The 18,241-nt window shown below is 70.2% G+C and carries 16 protein-coding genes; 12 read left to right on the top strand and 4 right to left on the bottom strand.

The annotated features are described in order from the left end of the window. Positions 1–11 precede the first annotated feature (11 nt). On the top strand, positions 12–869 hold the full coding sequence (locus tag JOD27_RS05240) for an alpha/beta hydrolase (RefSeq protein WP_204760902.1): 858 nt from the start codon (positions 12–14) through the stop codon (positions 867–869). 80 nt (positions 870–949) lie between these two features. After that, on the top strand, positions 950–1,909 hold the full coding sequence (locus JOD27_RS05235) for an aldo/keto reductase (RefSeq protein WP_204760901.1): 960 nt from the start codon (positions 950–952) through the stop codon (positions 1,907–1,909). Between the two features lie 27 nt (positions 1,910–1,936). Here the strand turns inward: JOD27_RS05235 and JOD27_RS05230 are convergent, their stop codons facing one another. After that, positions 1,937–2,956: an Lrp/AsnC family transcriptional regulator gene (locus tag JOD27_RS05230; RefSeq protein WP_204760900.1), complete on the bottom strand. Its 1,020-nt coding sequence runs from the start codon at positions 2,954–2,956 to the stop codon at positions 1,937–1,939. 113 nt (positions 2,957–3,069) lie between these two features. Here JOD27_RS05230 and JOD27_RS05225 point away from each other — a divergent pair, with 113 nt between their 5' ends. The 10 genes from JOD27_RS05225 (at position 3,070) to JOD27_RS05180 (ending at position 15,447) form a co-directional block, all read left to right on the top strand. Beyond that, positions 3,070–4,611, top strand: a complete 1,542-nt coding sequence (locus JOD27_RS05225; protein WP_204760899.1) for an AbgT family transporter — start codon at positions 3,070–3,072, stop codon at positions 4,609–4,611. Beyond that, entirely contained in the window at positions 4,608–5,816 is a 1,209-nt protein-coding gene (locus JOD27_RS05220; protein WP_307829903.1) for a M20 family metallopeptidase, read from the top strand. Before JOD27_RS05225 ends, JOD27_RS05220 begins: the two co-directional genes overlap by 4 nt. Before the next feature lie 63 nt (positions 5,817–5,879). Further along, positions 5,880–7,244, top strand: coding sequence for an amidohydrolase (locus tag JOD27_RS05215; RefSeq protein WP_204760898.1), 1,365 nt, complete (start codon positions 5,880–5,882; stop codon positions 7,242–7,244). Then, positions 7,234–8,283 carry a LacI family DNA-binding transcriptional regulator gene (locus JOD27_RS05210; RefSeq protein WP_204760897.1) on the top strand — a complete coding sequence of 350 codons (1,050 nt, stop codon included), beginning with the start codon at positions 7,234–7,236 and terminating at the stop codon, positions 8,281–8,283. The genes JOD27_RS05215 and JOD27_RS05210 overlap by 11 nt, the downstream gene beginning before the upstream one ends. An 84-nt stretch (positions 8,284–8,367) precedes the next feature. Then, entirely contained in the window at positions 8,368–9,111 is a 744-nt protein-coding gene (locus JOD27_RS05205) for a glutamine amidotransferase (protein WP_204760896.1), read from the top strand. Positions 9,112–9,244: 133 nt separating this feature from the next. Next, the gene (locus JOD27_RS05200; RefSeq protein WP_204760895.1) at positions 9,245–10,348 is read left to right on the top strand and encodes a BMP family lipoprotein; all 1,104 of its coding nucleotides are present in this window, start codon (positions 9,245–9,247) and stop codon (positions 10,346–10,348) included. A gap of 37 nt (positions 10,349–10,385) precedes the next feature. Continuing rightward, positions 10,386–11,972: an ABC transporter ATP-binding protein gene (locus tag JOD27_RS05195; RefSeq protein WP_204760894.1), complete on the top strand. Its 1,587-nt coding sequence runs from the start codon at positions 10,386–10,388 to the stop codon at positions 11,970–11,972. Further along, positions 11,969–13,081, top strand: coding sequence for an ABC transporter permease (locus JOD27_RS05190; protein WP_204760893.1), 1,113 nt, complete (start codon positions 11,969–11,971; stop codon positions 13,079–13,081). The genes JOD27_RS05195 and JOD27_RS05190 overlap by 4 nt, the downstream gene beginning before the upstream one ends. Next, positions 13,078–14,007, top strand: a complete 930-nt coding sequence (locus JOD27_RS05185) for an ABC transporter permease (RefSeq protein WP_204760892.1) — start codon at positions 13,078–13,080, stop codon at positions 14,005–14,007. The genes JOD27_RS05190 and JOD27_RS05185 overlap by 4 nt, the downstream gene beginning before the upstream one ends. 105 nt (positions 14,008–14,112) lie before the next feature. After that, the gene (locus tag JOD27_RS05180; RefSeq protein WP_204760891.1) at positions 14,113–15,447 is read left to right on the top strand and encodes an esterase-like activity of phytase family protein; all 1,335 of its coding nucleotides are present in this window, start codon (positions 14,113–14,115) and stop codon (positions 15,445–15,447) included. Positions 15,448–15,509: 62 nt separating this feature from the next. Here JOD27_RS05180 and JOD27_RS05175 read toward each other — a convergent pair whose 3' ends face one another. From JOD27_RS05175 to JOD27_RS05165, 3 genes are read right to left on the bottom strand one after another with little or no spacing between them, the layout of a single operon-like run. Next, positions 15,510–16,010: a COG1361 family protein gene (locus JOD27_RS05175; RefSeq protein ID WP_204760890.1), complete on the bottom strand. Its 501-nt coding sequence runs from the start codon at positions 16,008–16,010 to the stop codon at positions 15,510–15,512. Next, positions 16,007–16,777, bottom strand: coding sequence for an ABC transporter permease (locus JOD27_RS05170; RefSeq protein WP_204760889.1), 771 nt, complete (start codon positions 16,775–16,777; stop codon positions 16,007–16,009). The genes JOD27_RS05175 and JOD27_RS05170 overlap by 4 nt, the downstream gene beginning before the upstream one ends. Next, entirely contained in the window at positions 16,774–17,706 is a 933-nt protein-coding gene (locus tag JOD27_RS05165; RefSeq protein WP_204760888.1) for an ABC transporter ATP-binding protein, read from the bottom strand. The genes JOD27_RS05170 and JOD27_RS05165 overlap by 4 nt, the downstream gene beginning before the upstream one ends. Between the last annotated feature and the right edge of the window lie 535 nt (positions 17,707–18,241).

The raw sequence follows: 18,241 nt of genomic DNA, 5'->3' as shown, positions 1-18,241 counted from the left end.
TGAGGAGTTCGATGTTCACCTTCGACAGCGAAGACGGTGTCAGGATCCACGTGCACGAGTGGAAGCCCGACACCTCACCCCGCGCCATCGTCCAGATCGGCCACGGCATGGGAGAACACGCCGGCCGCTACGCCCCGCTCGCGGAGACCCTCACCGACCACGGCTTCGCCGTCTACGCAGGCGACCACCGCGGGCATGGCCTCAGCAGGCACGCCGAACCCGGCCATCTCGGCCACGACGGCTGGAACCGGCTCGTCGCGGACCTGGTGACCCTCTCGGAGAGCATCCGCGAACGCCATCCCGGTGTGCCGCTGGTGCTGCTCGGCCACAGCCTCGGCTCGTTCGCCGCACAACACTACGTCCTGAACCACGCCCATCTCGTCGACGCCCTCGTCCTCGCCGGCACCACCGCGGTCGACCAGATGCTCGCCGCCCAGGCGCAGGTCGCCGCCGAAGGAGGAGACCCGCTGCTGGCCCTCAACCAGGCGTTCCACCCCGCCCGCACGCCCTTCGACTGGCTCAGCCGCGACGACCAGGCCGTCGACGCCTACCTCGCCGATCCACTGTGCGGCTTCAGCCTCGACGCCCAGGGCATGGCCGACATCGGCGCGGCCTCGGCATCGCTCGCCCAGCCCGGCGGCATCCCGGCGGGACTACCCGTCTACGTCCTGGTCGGCGACCACGACCCGTTGAACGCGGGCCTCTCGCTCAGCGACCTGCTGGTCGAGCGCTACCGCGCCGCCGGACTGAGGGACATCACCTACCGCACCTACCCCGGAGCCCGCCATGAACTGTTCAACGAAACCAATGCGCACGAGGTCGTCACCGACCTGCTGACCTGGCTGAGCCGCGCCCTCCCCGCCCGCTGAGCACGCGCGGTGCGACCTTCCGGGACCGGTTCGGCGCCTGACGCTGTGCGGCTACGCCGGCTGGGGCGCACACTGTGCCGGTGACCGAGAGCGTGCCGGTCCCGGCTCGTGAGCTGGGACGGACGGGCGTCCGGGTGCCGCCGCTGGGCGTCGGCGTCATGGTGTGGGGCGACATGACGCAGTCGCCGCGGATGAACCCGGCCCGCAACGCCTACGGCCCCACCAGCGGCCTCGCCGACCAGCGCGAGGCGTACCAGGTCAGCCTCGCGGCGGGCGTGAACCTCTTCGACACCGCGGCCATGTACGGCAACGGTGTGTCCGAGCGCCGTCTCGGCGAGCTCACCGAGGGCAACGACCGCGTGCTCGTCGCGACCAAGTTCCCGGCCAAGTTCTTCGCGAGCGCGGACAGTCTGCCCGAGACGCTCGAGGCGAGCCTGTCCCGGCTGCGGCGCGAGGTGATCGACCTGTACCAGGTTCACTTCCCGGTGCGCTGGATGCCGATCCCCCGGCTCATGAACCTGATGGCCGACGCGGTGGCAGCGGGCAAGGTGCGGGCCGTCGGCGTCAGCAACTACTCGGCCGACCAGCTGCGCACCGCGCACACCGCGCTGGCCGAGCGCGGCATTCCGTTGGCCTCCAACCAGGTCCAGTACTCGCTGCTGCACCGCGAGCCCGAGACCGACGGCGTGCTGGCAGCGTGCCGCGAGCTCGGCGTCACGCTCATCGCGTACATGCCGCTCGCCTCGGGCGCGCTCACCGGCAAGTACGACGCCACCCACCGTCCGGCGGGCTGGCGCCGGTACCGGGCACCGTTCCGCGGCAAGGCGGCGCTCGCCGAGCTCGAACGCGTCAACGCGGTGCTGCGCGAGCTGGCCGGGACGCACGGCAGGACGCCCGCGCAGGTCGCGTTGCGCTGGCTCGTCCAGCAGCCTGGCGTCATCCCGATTCCGGGTGCGAAGGACGGCAGGCAGGCGGCCGAGAACGCGGGCGCGCTGTCGTTCGAGCTCAGCGACCAGGCGATCCGGGCGCTGTCGGGCTGATCTGTTCAGAGCCTGAACTTCGCCCAGTCACAAGACCGCCGGCGGGTGGAACTCCCCCAGGCCCGAGACGGTGTCCCGGTCCAGCCAGTAACGGCGCGGCTCCGAGAGGTAGACATCCACACTGACTGCGCGGATTCCGGGGATTCCGGCCAGTTCCGCGTCGACGAACGCGGCCAGCGCGGCGCGATCGGCCACCAGACCCGTGCACAGGACGGAGATGTCGCTGGCGACGTGCACGCTGACGCGGGTCTGGGGCAGCCCGTCCAGGCGGCGCATGACGGCGGGCGTCTCGCCTGGGGCCACTCGCAGACGGAGCAGGAACGGGGTGCGGAACCCGAGCCATTCCGACACGGCTTCGAGTCGGGGGCGGACCCACTTCTCGTCGAGGGCGCGGCGGACGAGGCGATGTGCCGTCGAGGTGGGCAGTCCCGCGGCGCGGCCGATGCTCGCGGCGGAGGCTCTGGCGTCCCGCATCAGCAGTGCGACCACGGTGCGCTCGGCGTCGCTCAGGGGTTTGCCGGTCGCGGTCGCGGTTCCCTCGGTCCGGTCGCCGGTCAGGGCCAGCAGCTCGGCCCGTTCGGCGTCGGTCAGGAAGCCGGGGTCCCAGCTGAAGCCTCGGCGCAGGGTGGTCAGGGCGGGCAGGGCGTTGACGCGGCGCACGCCCCGGATGGAGAACAGGCGGTCGATCGCCTCGCTGGTGGCCGCTTCCGACGGGGCGTGCACCACCGCGTAGACCGGGTAGTCACCGGAGATCTGCGCCAGCAGCTGCACGTGCGGCACGGAGCGCAGGCGGCCGAGGACGGCGAGCGGGGTGACGCCCGTGACGTCGAGGAACAGGTGAACCGGCATCGCGGTGGAGTGCACGCCCCAGTCGGCCTGACCGATCACGCGGATCATCCGCGCTTCGTGCAGCCGGTTGAACCGGCGTTTGAGGGTGCTCGCGTCGGCGGCGAGCACTTCGCCGATGTCGTCCCACGTGGCACGCGGTGCCAGGTGCAGCGCGCCGATGAGGCGGCGGTCGAACTCGTCGAGCTTGGGAGGAGCCACGATCCCGCCTCATTTGCCAGTAATTCCCACTGAATCGGTTACAAGCTAGCGAATCTTCTATCTCGTGGCCATCGTATGCCGAAAGTTCCCTCAAGCGCCCCGACGAGGTACCGATGACCACCACCGCCGAACCGCAGTCGAGAGTGCTGCGCACCGCGTTCCGCTGCGTCGCCGCCATCGAGAAGGCCGGCAACCGGCTGCCCAACCCGTTCTGGCTCTTCTGGCTGTTCGCGGGCGGTGTGGCCGTGCTGAGCGCCGTGCTCGCGGCGATGCACGTCCGCGCGGTGAACCCGGCGACGAACAAGGTCGTCGAGGTCGCCAGCCTGCTGAGCAGGGACGGGCTCACGCTGGTCGTCGCGGACGCCGTCGAGAGCTTCGCGAGTTTCCCGCCGCTGGCCACGATCCTCACCGTGATGCTGGGGATCGGCGTCGCCGAGCGGAGCGGGCTGCTCTCGACGATGCTGCGGCGCATGGTCGCGCGGGTGCCGGCCAGGTACCTGACCTTCGCGCTGTCGATCACCGCCATGGTCAGCCACGTCGTCGGTGACGCCGCGTACATCACCCTGATCCCGTTGGGAGCGCTGATCTTCCGCGCGGCGGGCCGCAGTCCGGTGCTCGGCTGCATCGTCGCCTACGTCTCGATCTCCGCGGGCTACGACGCGTCCCCGTCGCTGACCAAAACCGACGTGCTGCTGTCGTCGATCTCCACCGCCGCGGCCCGCACGATCGACAAGGGCTACGTCGTCACGCCGGTGGCCAACTACTTCTTCGGCCTCGCCTCGTCGTTCCTCATCGCGACCGTGATCACGGTCGTCGTGGAGATGGTCCTCGCGCGACGCTCGGACCTGGAGGCGGACCGGCCCAGCACCGAACTGGAGGCCGCCGAACGCGACGCGATGACCGTGACCCCGCAGCAGCGCCGCGCGCTACGAGTGACCGGCCTGCTCGCGCTGGGTTTCATCGCACTTGCGGTGATCTGCCTTGTTCCGGCGTCGTCACCGCTGCGCGGTGAAGGCGGCGGCATCGTCAACTCGCCGCTGATCGCCGGCATCGCGGTGGTCCTCGGTGTGTTCTTCGCGGTCGTCGGCACCGTCTACGGCCGCCTGACCGGAACGCTGCCCGCCGCGCGCGACGTCGTCGCCGCCATGGCCGACGGGGTCCGGTCGATGGCGCCCATCCTCGTGCTGTTCTTCGCCATCTCCCAGTTCCTCGCCTACTTCAAGTGGACCAACATCGGCGAGGTCCTGGCCATCACCGGCGCCGAGGCGTTGCGGGACCTGCGGTGGCACGGCTGGGTCGTGCTCGTCGGCATCGCCGTGCTGATCACCGTGATGAACCTCGTCATCACCAGCGGATCGGCACTGTGGTCGCTGGCCGCACCGGTGCTCGTACCGATGCTCATGCTGGTCGGCATCGACCCCGAGACCACTCAGGCCGTCTACCGCGTGGCCGACTCCGTCACCAACTGCGTCACCCCGATGAGCCCGTACTTCGTGATGGCACTCGGATTCGTCCAGCAGTACCGCAAGTCAGCGGGCATCGGCACGCTGGCCTCGTTCACCATCCCGATCGCCGCCGTGGTCTGGATCGTCTGGGTCGCGTTCTTCGTCGCGTGGTACCTGCTGGGCATCCCGTTCGGAGTCAGCGCCTCGTGACACACGACCTCACGGCGGACATCGTCGCCGACATCCTCTCCCTCGTGAACCACGAGACCTCGAGCCACGACCTGCCCGGCCTCGCCGCGGGACTGGACCACCTGCGAGACCTGGCCACGGCCCGGCTCGGACCGCCCGACGTGCGGCGGCGGCACCGCGGCGACGGGCACGGTGACACCGCCACGCTGACCTACACCGGCACCCGTCCGGGGCACGTCGCGCTGATCGGCCACTACGACACGGTGTGGCCGACCGGCACGCTCACCGACTGGGCACCTCCCGCGGCCGGCGGCAGGACGAAGCTCGGCGGCCCAGGCATCTTCGACATGAAAACCGGTCTGGCACAAGGCATCTGGGCGCTGAAGCTGACCAGGGACGCCGGCGGGCCGGTGCCGACGGTGACGTTCGTCTTCAACGGCGACGAGGAGATCGGCTCACCCTCCTCACGCCCGATCATCGAACGCACCGCCGCCGAGGCCGACGCGACCCTGGTGCTGGAACCCTCCGCCGACGGCGCGGTCAAGACCGCCCGCAAGGGCACCGGGACGTTCACGGTGACCGCCACCGGCATCGAGTCGCACGCCGGGCTCGCCCCCGAGGCCGGAGCCAGCGCCGTCCACGCGCTGGCCGAGTTCGTCACCGCCGCTTCGGCAGTCGCCGCACCGGATGCGGGCACCACCGTGAACGTCGGCCTGATCAACGGCGGCACCGGCGCCAACGTCGTCGCCGGGCGCGCCACCGCGACCATCGACGTCCGCGTCCGCACCCAGCTGGAGAAGGACCGGGTCGACGCCGAACTGAAAGCGATCAAAACCAGCGACCCTCGCGTGCGCATCGACATCGCGCACGGCTGGAACCGGCCGCCGATGACCCTGAACGCCGCATCGGCCCGGCTGCTCGACCTCGCCCGCGCCGCCGCCCAGGACCACGGCCACGACCTCCGCGACGCCGCGGTCGGTGGCGCGAGCGACGCGAACTTCGTCGCCGCGCTCGGCCTGCCGGTGCTGTGCGGGCTGGGCGCCGTCGGCGGCGGCGCCCACGCGCGGGACGAGTTCATCTATCCCGACACCGTCCAGCCGCGGACCACACTGCTCGCCGGACTGCTGACCCGGCTGGCGACCTGGACCCGGAGTCCACTCCTGGACCTGAGGAGTGGCGTGGCCGGCCGCCCGCACCCAGGCGCTCTGCCCCCTGCAAGCCACTGACGTCCCAGTCGACCGGTGAAGTCTCCATTGTGCAAATCGTTTTGGAGACTTACGTTCGCAAGCATGGGAAAGGCACTGCGGAGCCCGAGCGGCCGGCTGCTGGTGTCGGGCTGCGACGTGTTGCGCGTCCCGCTCACCGGCGACTGCGAGATCCTGCGGGAGCAGGACATCACGGTCGCCGACGGCGTGATCGAGTCCGTTGCCCCCAGCGGTGTGACGTCCTCGTTCGACGGCGCCGAGGTGATCGACGGGCGCGGGCTGCTCGCGACGCCGGGCCTGGTGAACGCCCATACGCACAGTCCGATGGTGTTGATGCGCGGGGCGGCCGAGGACGTGTCGGTCGAGGCGTGGTTCAACCAGCGGGTGTGGCCGATCGAGAGCAACCTCACCGCGGACGACGTCGCGTTGGGGGCCAGGCTCGCCTGCGCCGAGATGATCGGTTCCGGTGTGACCACGTTCGCCGACCACTACTTCTTCCCGGAGCGGATCGCCGAGGCGGTCACCGAGTCCGGTCTGCGGGCCGACATCGCACCCACGTACTTCAGCAGCCGGGGCCAGGAGGCGCTGGAGTCGAGCGTGGCGTTCGCGGAGGGATGGCACGGCCGTGCCGACGGACGGGTGACGGTCTCGTTGGGTCCGCACGCCCCGTACACGGTGGACGACGAGGACCTGCGGACGCTCGCCGACCACGCCAGGCGGCTCGGCCTGCGGATGCACATCCACGCGGCCGAGAACGTGGAGCAGACCGAGTCGAGCCTGCGCCGCCGTGGCGTCACGCCGGTGCAGGTGCTGCACGAGACGGGCGTACTCGACGCGGGCGCGCTCATCGCCCACGGGTGCGGGATCGGGGAGGGCGACCTCCCGCTGCTGGCGGCGCACGCGGAGCGAACGGCCGTGGCCTGTTGTCCCAAGGTGTATCTCAAGCACGCGCTGTCGCCGCTGACTCCGGTCCGGGCGCTGCTCGGCGCGGGGGTCACCGTCGCGGTCGGTACCGACGGCGCCGCCGGGCACAACACGCTCGACGTGTGGGAGGCGCTGCGCCTGGTCGCGCTCACCCAGAAGCAGGCCGTGGGGGACGCGACGTGGATGAACGTCTCCGACACCCTGCGCCTCGCCACGCGCGGCGGCGCCCGCGCTCTCGGGCTCGGGGACGTGGTCGGCGCCCTGGAGCCGGGCATGCGGGCCGACATCGCGCTCGTCGACCTGTCGGGGCCGCACTGCCGGCCCCTGCACGACGAGCGAGCCGCCCTCGTCTACAGCGTTCGCGCGTCCGACGTGCGCACCGTCATCGTGGACGGCCGGGTCCTGATGAGGGATCGGAACGTGCTGACCGTCGACGTGCCCGCGGTCCTCGCGGAGATCGACGAGCGGGTCGGCAGGCTGCTCGACATCTCGCACGGGAAGGCGGTGCAGCACTATGACCCGTGATCCCGGCGGGACTCCCCCAGGCTGGCGCTCCGTGCGCAAACCGGCGTCGATCAAGGACGTGGCAGCCGCCGCCGACGTCAGCCCGACCACGGTCTCCCACGTCCTGAGCGGCAGGCGCCCCGTCGCCGAGGAGACGGCGGCGCGGGTCCGCAGTGTGGTGAACCGGCTCGGCTACGTGCCCGCCTCCCTCGCGCGCAGCCTCCAGGCCGGGTTCACCTCCGTGGTCGGTCTGCTGATCCCCGACATCAGCAACGCCTTCTTCGCCGATCTCGCCAAGGGTGCGGAGGACGCCGCGCACGATCTCGGGTACAGCCTGATCCTGTGCAACACCGAGTTCGACCCCGAACGCGAGGACCGCTACCTCGGCATGATCCGCAGCCGTTTCATCGACGGCATGGTGTACGCGGCCGGCTCCCCGCCCTCGCGGCAACGGCTGGAGGCGCTCCTGGGCAGCTTCCCGATCGCCCTGGCCGACGAGGAGGTCGAGGGGCTGGAAGGCGCGTTGATCGCCACCGCGGACCACGAGGCCGGAGGCCGCTTCGTTGGCAACCATTTGCGTGAGCTGGGGCATCGACGGGCATTGGCGCTGACGGGTCCGCGGGGCCTGAAGAGCAGCACCGCACGGGCGTCGGGGTTCCGCCAGGCGTTCCGCGGCGACGTGGTCGAGCGGATCGGAGACTTCAAGGAGTCGTCGGGCCACCGCCTCGTCGCCGAGTTCCTTGCGGAGCAAAGGAATCTGGACGCCACGGCGATCTTCGCCGCCAACGACCTGATGGCCTTCGGCGCGATCGCGGCGCTGCGGGAGGCCGGACTGGCTGTGCCGCGGGACGTGTCCGTGGTCGGCTTCGACGACATCAGGGTGGCCTCACTGAGCAGTCCCGCGCTCACGACCGTGCGCCAGCCCGCCTACGACGTGGGGCGCACCGCCACCGCGCAGCTGCTCCAGTACGCGGCGCGAGGCGCGGTGCCGCCCGCTTCGCGGCACACGCTCCCCGTCGAACTCCAGGTGAGGGACAGCACGGCGCAGCCCGCCCGCTGACCCGTTCCCACCACATCCCAGTGCGCCTTCCTGACCGGAGGGTCGCTTCACCCTGCCCGCGAGGGCTGGACAGAGAGGTTCGCCATGCCCAGAGTCCTGGTCGTCGGTGAGTCGTGGTTCACCTATTCCGTGCACCAGAAGGGTTTCGACGCCTTCTACACCTCGGAGTACACCGAAGGCGGCGGCGTGTTCCTCGACGCGCTGCGCTCACGGGGCCACGAGGTGACTTACGTGCCGTCGCACGAAATCCCGGCCAAAGTGCCGGACTCGGCCGAAGGCTTCACCCAGTTCGACGTGGTCGTCATCAGCGACGTGGGTGCCAACAGCTTTCAGCTGCCGCCGCAGACCTTCGCCCACTCCGTGCCCGCGCCGGACCGCTCCGAGCTGGTGCGGGACTTCGTCGAACGGGGTGGCGCGGTACTGATGATCGGCGGCTACCTGACGTTCAGCGGTGTGGACGCCAAGGCCCGGTGGGGCCGGACCCCGCTCGCCGAGGCGCTGCCCGTGACGCTCCTCGACCGCGACGACCGGGTCGAGCTCCCGCACGGTGTCGAACCGAAGGTGTTGGTGGACCACGGGATCGTCACCGGTCTCGATCAGCGCTGGCCCGCACTGCTCGGGCTCAACGAGGTGACGGCCAAGCCGGCGGCCTCCGTGCTCGCCGAGTGCGACGGGCATCCCCTGCTCGTGGTCGGCGGGTACGGAGCGGGCAGGTCGGCTGCGTTCACCTCCGACGTCGCGCCGCACTGGGCACCGCCCGCGTTCCTCGCGTGGGACGGCTACGCCGAACTGTGGGACCGGCTCGTGCGGTGGCTGGCCGCGCCCTGAGGTGGACAAAAGCGCCGTTCATGGAAATTCTGGCGCCGCCGAACAAAGTGGGTCGGCCGCGTAGCCAAAACGTTTTGCACCACTTACGGTCTGCTCAAAGCGCAGGTGAGAGCACGTGAGACGGAGGTCGATGATGAATCGCAGCAGGGTTGCCGCCGTGGTGGCCGTGGCCGGCGTGCTCGCGCTCGCGGCATGTGGCGGCGGTGGCTCGGGTGGCGCCGGATCTTCGTCGCCGGCTGCTTCCGGCGGCCTCCGGATCAAGCTGGTGGTCAACGGCGGGCTCGGCGACAAGTCGTTCTTCGACTCGGCCCACGAAGGGCTCAAGCGGGCACAGAAGAATCTGGGTTTCGACTTGAAGGTGGTCGAGCTGGGCTCCGACCGCACGAAGTGGGAGCCGGGTTTCGAGGACGCCGCGGCGGGTGACGACTACGACATCCTGGCGGCCGGGACGTTCGACGTCACCGACTACATCGGGAAACTGGCGCCGGAGCACCCCGACAAGAAGTTCTGGGTGTTCGACGCGCCGGTCGACTACCGGGGTGGCGGCGGCGTCTGTGCCAACCGCTGCGAGAACGTCTACTCGGTGACGTTCAAGCAGAACGAGGGCGGCTACCTCGCCGGGTTCCTCGCGCAGAAGCTGGTGGCCGCCAAGGCTCTCAAGGGAGCGGAGTCGCTGAGCAAGGTCGGTGTGATCGGCGGGGTGAAGACGCCGGTCATCGACGACTTCGTCGTCGGCTTCAAGGCGGGCTACACCTCGGCCGGCGGTGGGGAGTCCGACGTGCTGGTGCAGTACGTCGGCGGCGACAAGCCCTTCGGTGACCCGGCCAAGGGCAAGGAGATCAGCAACGCGATGTACGGGCAGGGCGCGGCTCTGGTCTGGCCGGTCGCGGGGTTGTCGGGCCTCGGCACCTTCGAGTCGGCGGTGGCGAACAAGCGCTACACCTTCGGCATCGACTCCGACCAGCACGAGACCCTCGTCGACCAGGCGCAGCGCGACACCGTGATCACCTCGATGCTCAAGAACGTCGGCAACGCGCTGTACAAGGCGGCGGAGCAGGCGAAAGCCGGGTCGTTGAAGTACGGCGCCGTGGACTCGATCGGACTCAAGCAGGACGCGGTCGGCTACGTCGACAACGACCACTTCAAGCAGGTGGTGCCCGAGAGCGTCCGTACCGATCTCCGGCAGGCCGTCGACCGGATCAACTCAGGCACCGTGCGGGTCCCGACCGCGTTCTAGACAGGCCTCGGACTCCAGCACGGCGCGGAGGACAGTGATGACACCAGCACAGAGCCCTGGCGGGACACCGGCCGTGGCGGCCGTCGCGGTGACCAAGACCTACGCCAACGGTGTCCGGGCGGTGCGTGGGGTGGACCTGGCGGTGTCCGCCGGGGAGATCCGGGCGGTCGTGGGCGAGAACGGCGCGGGCAAGTCCACGCTGATGAAGCTGTTCTACGGACTGGAGCAGCCCGGTTCCGGCGAGATCGCGATCGGGGGCGACACTGCGGTCCTGCACGGGCCAGGTGACGCGATCGCCCGCGGTGTGGGGATGGTGCACCAGAACCTGATGCTGGTGCCCTCCTTCACCATCGCCCAGAACGTCGTCCTCGGTGTCGAGCCGGGGCGACGCGGCCGGGTCGATCTGAAGGCGGCCGTCGAGGAGACAGCCAGGCTCGCCGAGGAGTCCGGGCTTCAGGTCGACCCGAAAGCGCGGGTCGACCAGGTGTCGGTCGGGATGCGGCAGCGGACGGAGATCCTCAAGGCGCTGCACCGCGGGGCCCGCGTCCTCATCCTCGACGAGCCGACGGCCGTGCTCACCCCGCAGGAGACCGAGGACCTCTTCGCATCGGTGCGGCGGCTGCGCGAGACGGGGATGACAGTTCTGTTCATCTCGCACAAGCTGCGCGAGGTCCGGGAGATCAGCGACCGGGTGAGCGTGATGCGCGCGGGTGCCCTGGTGGGGACCGTGGACACCGCGGAGGCCACTGACCGGTCACTGGCCTCGATGATGATGGGTCGTGAGGTGACCCTGGAGGTCGTCAAGGCGCAGGCGCGCCCCTCGGGTGCCGTGCTGCGCGTGCGTGACCTCGGCTACCGGCCCTCGGACGCGGGCGTGCCCCTCGACGGCGTCGGCTTCGACGTGGCCGCGGGGGAAATCGTCGGTCTGGCCGGGGTGGAGGGCAACGGGCAGACCGAACTCGCCGAGATCCTCGCCGGTCTGCGCCGGCCGACCGCGGGTGTCGTGCGCGTCGGCGGAACCGACCTGGCCGGCGCCGGCGTGGCCGGCCATCGCCGAGCCGGGATCGGCTACGTGCCCGAGGACCGGCTGCACAACGGCGCCGCGCTGGACGAGTCGATAGCCGACAACCTCGTCGTGGACCGCCACGACCGGCCACCGCTGTCCCGCCGGGGCCGGCTGCGACTCGCCGCCGTGCGCGCCCACGCCGAGCGGCTCGTGGCCGACTACGCGATCCGCACCCCCGACACCGCGGTGCCCGTCGGCGCGCTGTCGGGCGGCAACATGCAGAAGGTCGTCGTGGCGCGGGAGCTGTCGGCCCGACCGCGGCTGCTCGTCGCCTCGCAGCTCACTCGCGGTGTGGACATCGGATCGATGCGGTTCATGTACGAACGGGTCATCGCCGCGCGGGACGATGGCGCCGCCGTGTTCCTGGTGTCCGCCGACCTGTCGGAACTGCTCACGCTCGCCGACCGGCTGCTGGTCATCAAGGAGGGCCGGCTGGTCGGCAGGTTCGACAGCACCCGTGGTCTGACCGAGAAGAAGGTGGGTCTGTTCATGCTCGGTGTCGAGCGACACGACCGCGGGCACATCGGGTCGGGTCTGGACGAGGTGACCACGACATGAGCGTCGGCACGCTGGTCGAGACCGAGGACCGTCGCGAGTACCGGGCGACCAGGCGGCGTGGCCTCGCCATCGACGTCGGGATGGCCGTGGCGACGATCATGATCGCGCTGCTGGTCGGTTTCGTGGTCATCCTGGCCACCGGCCACAACCCGGTCGAGGCGTACAGCGCGATGCTGACCGGCCCGCTGGAGCGTTCCACCAGGGTCGGTCGCTGGCTGGAGGACGCCACGACGCTCACCCTTCTCGGGCTGTCGGTCGCGATCCCGTTCCGGGCCCGGCAGATCAGCCTGGGCGCGGAGAGCCAGCTCTACGCGGGGGCGCTGGCGGCTGGTGTGGTCGCCATCGTCGTACCGATGCCGCCGGTCGTCGCGGTGATCGTCCCCGTCGTGGCGGCGATGGGCGCGGGCGCGGCGACGGGACTGGTCCCCGGAGTCATGAAGGCACGGCTGGGCGCCAACGAGATCGTCGCCACGCTGATGCTCAACGCGATCGCCGTGCGCGTCTTCGACTACCTCGTCAACGGCACGCTCCGGGAGCCGGGCAGCACCGCGGTGCACTCCGCGAGCATCCAGCACGACGCCGCGCTGCCGTCGCTGCGCGAGTGGTTCGGCGTTCCGCTCGGCCGGGCGAACATCGGCCTGCTGCTCATGCTGCTCACGGTCGTGGCGCTGTGGTTGCTGATGACCCGGACGACCATCGGCTACCGGATCCGGATGGTCGGCGCCAACCAGGACTTCGCCGAGTACGGCGGTATCGCCGTGCCACGGGTGATCGAGTGGAGCTTCGTCATCGGCGGGGCCGTGGCCGGCCTCGCCGGGGCGCACCTGGTCCTCGGTGGCTACGGGCGCCTGGAGCCTGGGCTCGTCGGGAGCCTGGCGTTCGAGGGCATCGTCGTGGCGCTGCTGGCCAGGAACAACCCGCTCGTGGTGGTGGTCGCGGGCTTCTTCTACTCCTACCTGAGGGTCGGCGGCGACATCATGGAACAGCAGACCGACGTCGGAACCGAGATCGTGGTCGTCATCCAGGCGGTCATCGTCCTGCTGGTCACCGCGCAGGCGCTGCCAGACCTGTTCAAGCGCCGGCTCGTCCGCACGCGGGTGACGCGATGAACGCCGTCGTCGGGGTCGTCTTCAGCAGCGCCTTCCTGGCCGCGGTCATGCGGGTCGCGACCCCGTACCTCCTGGCCGCCTTCGGTGGCCTGATCGCGGAACGCGTCGGCGTCTCCAACATCGCGCTGGAGGGTCAGATGCTCGCCGCCGCGTGCACGGGCGCGCTGGTCGCGGGTCATCAGGGCTCGGTCGCCCTGGGCGCCGTCAGCGGGATCGCGGTCGCGGCCCTGCTCGGCCTCCTGCTCGCCGCGCTGCGGCTGCACCTGGGCGCGGACGTGATCATCGCCGGCATCGGCCTCAACCTGCTGGCCTCCGGCGGCACCGCCTACGCGGTCTTCGCCCTGCTCGGCGACAAGGGAGGCACGTCCGGGCTCCAGAGTGGAAGCCTGCCCCGGCTACACCTCTGGGGAGTCGAGCGCATCCCCGTGCTCGGGGAGATCCTCAGCGGCCAGAACATCGTCACCTATCTGGCGTTCCTCGCCGCCCCCGTCGTCGCGTGGCTGTTGTACCGGACCCGGTTCGGCTTCCACCTGCGCGCGGTGGGTGAGGCGCCGGACGCGGCACGCTCGGTGGGCATCCCGGTGCGCCGCGTCCAGTGCCTCGGACTGGCACTGAGCGGTGCGCTCGCCGGACTCGCCGGAGTCTTCCTCAGCATGGGGTACGTGTCGTTCTTCGTGCGGGACATGACGGCGGGACGCGGATTCATCGCGCTCGCCGCCGTGTTCCTCGGCGGCCTGCGCCCGTGGGGCGTGTTCCTGGCCGCGCTCGCGTTCGGAGCCGCCGAGGCCCTCGCCGTGCAGGTCGGCACCCTCGACATCCCGCCCCAGCTCGTGTCCACGATCCCCTACGTGCTCACGCTGGGAGCGCTCGCCACCTACGCGTACCGGCGCAGACGGCGCTCGAACGCCGAGCCCAGCCGGGCCTGACGTCGTTCACCCCCAGCTCCACCCCCGATTCCGCGTGCCCGAACGCCCGCGGAAGTCGGCCGCTGCCCGAAACCCGAAGCACCCGACGACGCCCTGGAGCACGCCGTGCCACGCCCACGCCATCCCCTGTCACGTCGCAAGGCCGCACTGATCGGCAGCGGGTTCGCTGTCGCCCTGACCGCTGTGCCGCCGCTGCCCGGCCTCGCCGCGGAGCCGAGGCACGGAGCGGACGTCACGCTCCTGGACACGCTGACGGTGCCAGCCGGGACGAGCGCGTTCGGAATGCCGTTCGGTGGGCTGTCGGGAATCGACTACGACCCCGGTACGGACACCTATGTCGCGCTCAGCGACGACCGCTCCGACAACGGCCAGGCCCGCTTCTACTCGCTCGGCCTTCCACTGGACGGCGGACGGTTCGCGACAGCCACACCCGTGGTGCACGGCCTGACCGTGCTGTCGGACACCAACGGCAAGCCGTTCGCCAGAAAGACGGTCGACCCGGAGGCGATCCGGTGGACCCCCACGGGGAGCCTGCTGTGGACCAGCGAGGGGGCTGCGAACTCGGGTCAACCGGCGTTCGTCCGCGAGGCCACGCAGTCCGGCGGCTACCTGCGCGAACTGCCCTTACCCCAGGCGTACGCACCGACGAAGTCCGCCACCGGCGCGCTCGTGGCCGGGGTGCGCGACAACCAGGCCCTCGAAGGGCTCACCCTCTCCCCCGACGGCGACCGCGTGGTCACCATCACCGAGAACGCCCTGGTCCAGGACGGCCCGGCAGCCTCGCTCACCGCGAAGAGCCCGTCCCGGCTGCTCGTCCTCGATCGCGCGAGCGGCCAACCCCAGGCCGAGCACGTCTACCAGGTCGATCCCATCGCCGACGCGCCCACCGCGCCGCTGCCGCCACCGGTGAACACCTACGCGGCCGACCGGGGAGTCTCGGAGATCCTGGCCGCCAACGAAACCGACTACATCACCGTCGAACGCAGCTTCGCCTCGGGCGTCGGCTTCTCCGTGCGTCTCTACTGGACCAGCACCCTCGGCGCCACGGACGTGCGCGGCCGACAGGCCCTGACAGGCCGGGAGAAGGCGATGCCGCGCAAGCTGCTGTACGACTTCACCGGCTCCGGCATCGTTCCCGACAACGTCGAGGGCATCACCTGGGGGCCGCGGCTCGCCGACGGCTCCCGATCGCTGATCCTCGTGGCCGACGACAACTTCGGCTTCAACGGGAGCAGCACGAAGTTCCACCTGCTGTCCGTGCGCCGGGACCTGTTCACCCTGCACACGCCCGACGTGAACCGTGACGGCGCCCTCGACGCCAAGGACCTCAGGGCGATTCCCCACGGCGGTCCGGCGGGCGACCTCAACGGCGACGGCCGCTCCGACGGCCGCGACGTGCGGCTGTGGAACGCCTACACCCACGAGTTCCCGGTCGCATAGGGAACTCCGCAGGTATCACCGTCGTCCAGATGATCGCTTTCAACAGCCATGAGGGTGGCCGATCAGGTGGTGGTGCGGAGACGGCGGCGAACGGCGTAGACGACGATCCCCAGCAGGAGCGGCACGATCAGGGCGATCGGCAGGGCGCCGCCGGCGCTGAGAGTGCGCCGCCCGGCCACCTCCAGGTGGATGGGCGGGCTGACCGACAGCGATGCGGAGCCGTCCGGCAGCACGACCGCGTAGACGTTGAACACCCCGGCGTTCACGGCCTGGACGTCCCACGACACCTCGGTGCTCTCCCCCGGCCCCAGCGCGGGCAACGACTGCGTCGGCGCGGCGGTCCAGTCCTCCAGGTCGACGTACACGCCGTTCGACGAGGCCACGTTCAGATGCGCGATGAGCTTCCCGGTCGGGGACGACCCGGTGTTGGTGACCGTCGAGGAGATGTTCAGGTACTGACCCACGGCGCCGGCGATGCGGGACTCCGACATCGTCACCTCGACGGTCGCCGACGCCGTGGCGGGGAACAGCACGAGCACCAGAACGGCGAGCAGCAGTCTCATCCCGAACCAACCCCTCCCGTGAGACGTACGATGCGCGGCCCTGCCAAGGCGAGCGCCACGGCTGCGACCACCACGGCCACGACCGGCGAGATCAGGTACGACAGGTCCTGGGCCCAGGTGTGTCCCTTGACGAGGACCAGCCCGATGTAGTGAATGCCGGCCGTCACCGGGTTGATCCGCACCAGCAGGTCGCCCACGGACGACTTCGACATCGCGGGCAGTTGCGTGGGCGCGAACAAGGCGAGCAACAGGAACAGCGACGCGGCGAGGCTCACCTTGTTGGTGGAGGATCGAGCACTGATCAGCAGACCGACCGCCGCCATCGACAGCGCCAGCACGGTCCCGACGACCAGGGCGAGCAGCACCGCCTTCCCCACCACGGCGACACCCTTGCCGAGCACCCACAGGTAGGGCAACGCGACCACGAAAGCCGCGCCCCACAACGACATCGCGGCCACCAGCTTGCCCAGCACGATCGAGCCGCGGGACACCGGCGTCAGCAGCAGGCTCTCCAGGGTGCCGCGCTCGCGTTCACCGCTGATCGCGTCGGCGGCGACGACCAGCGTCAGCAACACCCCGACCGCGACGGCGATCTGCAACACCAGGTTCACCGATTCCCGCTGTTCCAGGAAGTTCAGGATCCGGTTGGTGGCGGCCAGGTAGGTCACGGCGCTCAGCAGCACGGAGTAGACGAACGTCAGCACCGGGCCGCGGCCGCTCAGCCACAGATCGCGGCACTCCTGGCCGGCGATGACCCGCGCGCTCACGACGTACCTCCTCGCGTCATTGCCAGGAAGGCGTCGCTCAGCCGGGCGCCGTCGACCTCGAACGACAGCAGGACGATTCCGGCGTCGAGCACCGCGGACAACATGCTGTTCATGCCGTCCGCCGACGTGACCGTCAGGACGTCCTTCGACACCTCGACCGACACTCCGGGCAGCCTTCGCAGCACCTCGGCCGCACGCGGCACCTCCTCCGGCGGGACACGCAGCCTGCCGGACTGACGGCTGGCCGCCTCCGTGCTCGTCACCTCCGCGACGCTGCCGGACACAACGACCTTGCCCTCGTTCAGGATCAGCACCGAGGAACACACCTGCTCGACCTCGGGCAGCGTGTGCGTCGACAGCACCACCGTCGTGCCGCGCGCCTCGGCGATCATCCGCACCAGCGTGAGGATCTCCCGCTGTCCGGCGGGATCCAGGCCGAGCGTCGGTTCGTCGAGGAACACCACGGACGGGTTGTTCACCAGCGCCCGCGCGATGCCGAGACGTTGCCGCATACCGCGGCTGTAGGTCGCGATCCGGGACTGCGCGCGATCCGCCAGCCCGACCTGGCCGAGCAGCCGCACGGCGGTCTGTCTGGCCTCGTCACGAGACAGCCCGAAGAGCCGTCCGTGGTACGTCAGATACTCCAATCCGGTCTGGAACATGGGGTAGCCCGCGCTCTCCGGCAGCACGCCGATGCGCGCCCGGATACCGGCCGGCTGGGACGACGGCACTCCCGCGACGGTGAAGTCCCCGCCGGTAGGCGGCAGGACCGTCGAGAGCATCCGGATCGTCGTGGTCTTTCCCGCCCCGTTGGGGCCGAGAAGACCGATCACCTCTCCCTCGTACGCGGTGAAGCTCACCGAGTCGACAGCTGTCCGGGAACCGAACCATTTGGACAACTCACGAGCTTCGAGAGTGACACCTGGCATGGCATCTCCTCGTCATTCGGAGCAAGTGCCCACAAGTGGACGTGACGGAGATGAGAGAACAATGAGAACACCATCCCATGGCTGATCCACATGACCTTTAACCTGCAGCGATGGCCCGCACACCGCCCGTCACCCACGCGGATGGAGTTGCAACGAAATGTGCGGTTCAGCCGATTCACTGAGAGGAGGGGCACCAGGAAAGGGCGCACCCGTCATGGAATTTCAACCGCTGGGCGCCGTGGCAGCCTGGGAGCGACGAACACAGCTTGATCTCGGACCACGAAATGCACAGCACGCGATCCACGTCCGGGTGTCGCAACGTCGCCTGGGCTGCCGGGCCGGACGGCGCGGGCAAGTCCACGACTCTGCGCCTGCCTGTCCACTGTGGTCAGTCCGAGCCGCGGCGAGTTCTTCGTCGCGGGCGTTCCTGGCAACCGGCCACGCGACCGGTGCGATGAACCCGCCATCAGGTTGCCGGCCACCCGAGGTCGAGCGGATCCGCACCGATGTGCTGATACTGGGACGAGGCAGGCTG

It is taken from the genome of Lentzea nigeriaca (genome assembly GCF_016907955.1).
Lineage (GTDB): Bacteria > Actinomycetota > Actinomycetes > Mycobacteriales > Pseudonocardiaceae > Lentzea > Lentzea nigeriaca.
Note: the sequence above shows the minus strand (reverse complement) of the source record. Positions and strands in the feature narration are given on the sequence as shown.

Coding starts and splice junctions, on each gene's coding strand:
- JOD27_RS05165 (WP_204760888.1), bottom strand. CDS start 17,706: ATGCCAGGTGTCACTCTCGAAGCTCGTGAGTTGTCCAAATGGTTCGGT.
- JOD27_RS05175 (WP_204760890.1), bottom strand. CDS start 16,010: ATGAGACTGCTGCTCGCCGTTCTGGTGCTCGTGCTGTTCCCCGCCACG.
- JOD27_RS05195 (WP_204760894.1), top strand. CDS start 10,386: ATGACACCAGCACAGAGCCCTGGCGGGACACCGGCCGTGGCGGCCGTC.
- JOD27_RS05240 (WP_204760902.1), top strand. CDS start 12: ATGTTCACCTTCGACAGCGAAGACGGTGTCAGGATCCACGTGCACGAG.
- JOD27_RS05210 (WP_204760897.1), top strand. CDS start 7,234: ATGACCCGTGATCCCGGCGGGACTCCCCCAGGCTGGCGCTCCGTGCGC.
- JOD27_RS05215 (WP_204760898.1), top strand. CDS start 5,880: ATGGGAAAGGCACTGCGGAGCCCGAGCGGCCGGCTGCTGGTGTCGGGC.
- JOD27_RS05185 (WP_204760892.1), top strand. CDS start 13,078: ATGAACGCCGTCGTCGGGGTCGTCTTCAGCAGCGCCTTCCTGGCCGCG.
- JOD27_RS05200 (WP_204760895.1), top strand. CDS start 9,245: ATGAATCGCAGCAGGGTTGCCGCCGTGGTGGCCGTGGCCGGCGTGCTC.
- JOD27_RS05225 (WP_204760899.1), top strand. CDS start 3,070: ATGACCACCACCGCCGAACCGCAGTCGAGAGTGCTGCGCACCGCGTTC.
- JOD27_RS05190 (WP_204760893.1), top strand. CDS start 11,969: ATGAGCGTCGGCACGCTGGTCGAGACCGAGGACCGTCGCGAGTACCGG.
- JOD27_RS05205 (WP_204760896.1), top strand. CDS start 8,368: ATGCCCAGAGTCCTGGTCGTCGGTGAGTCGTGGTTCACCTATTCCGTG.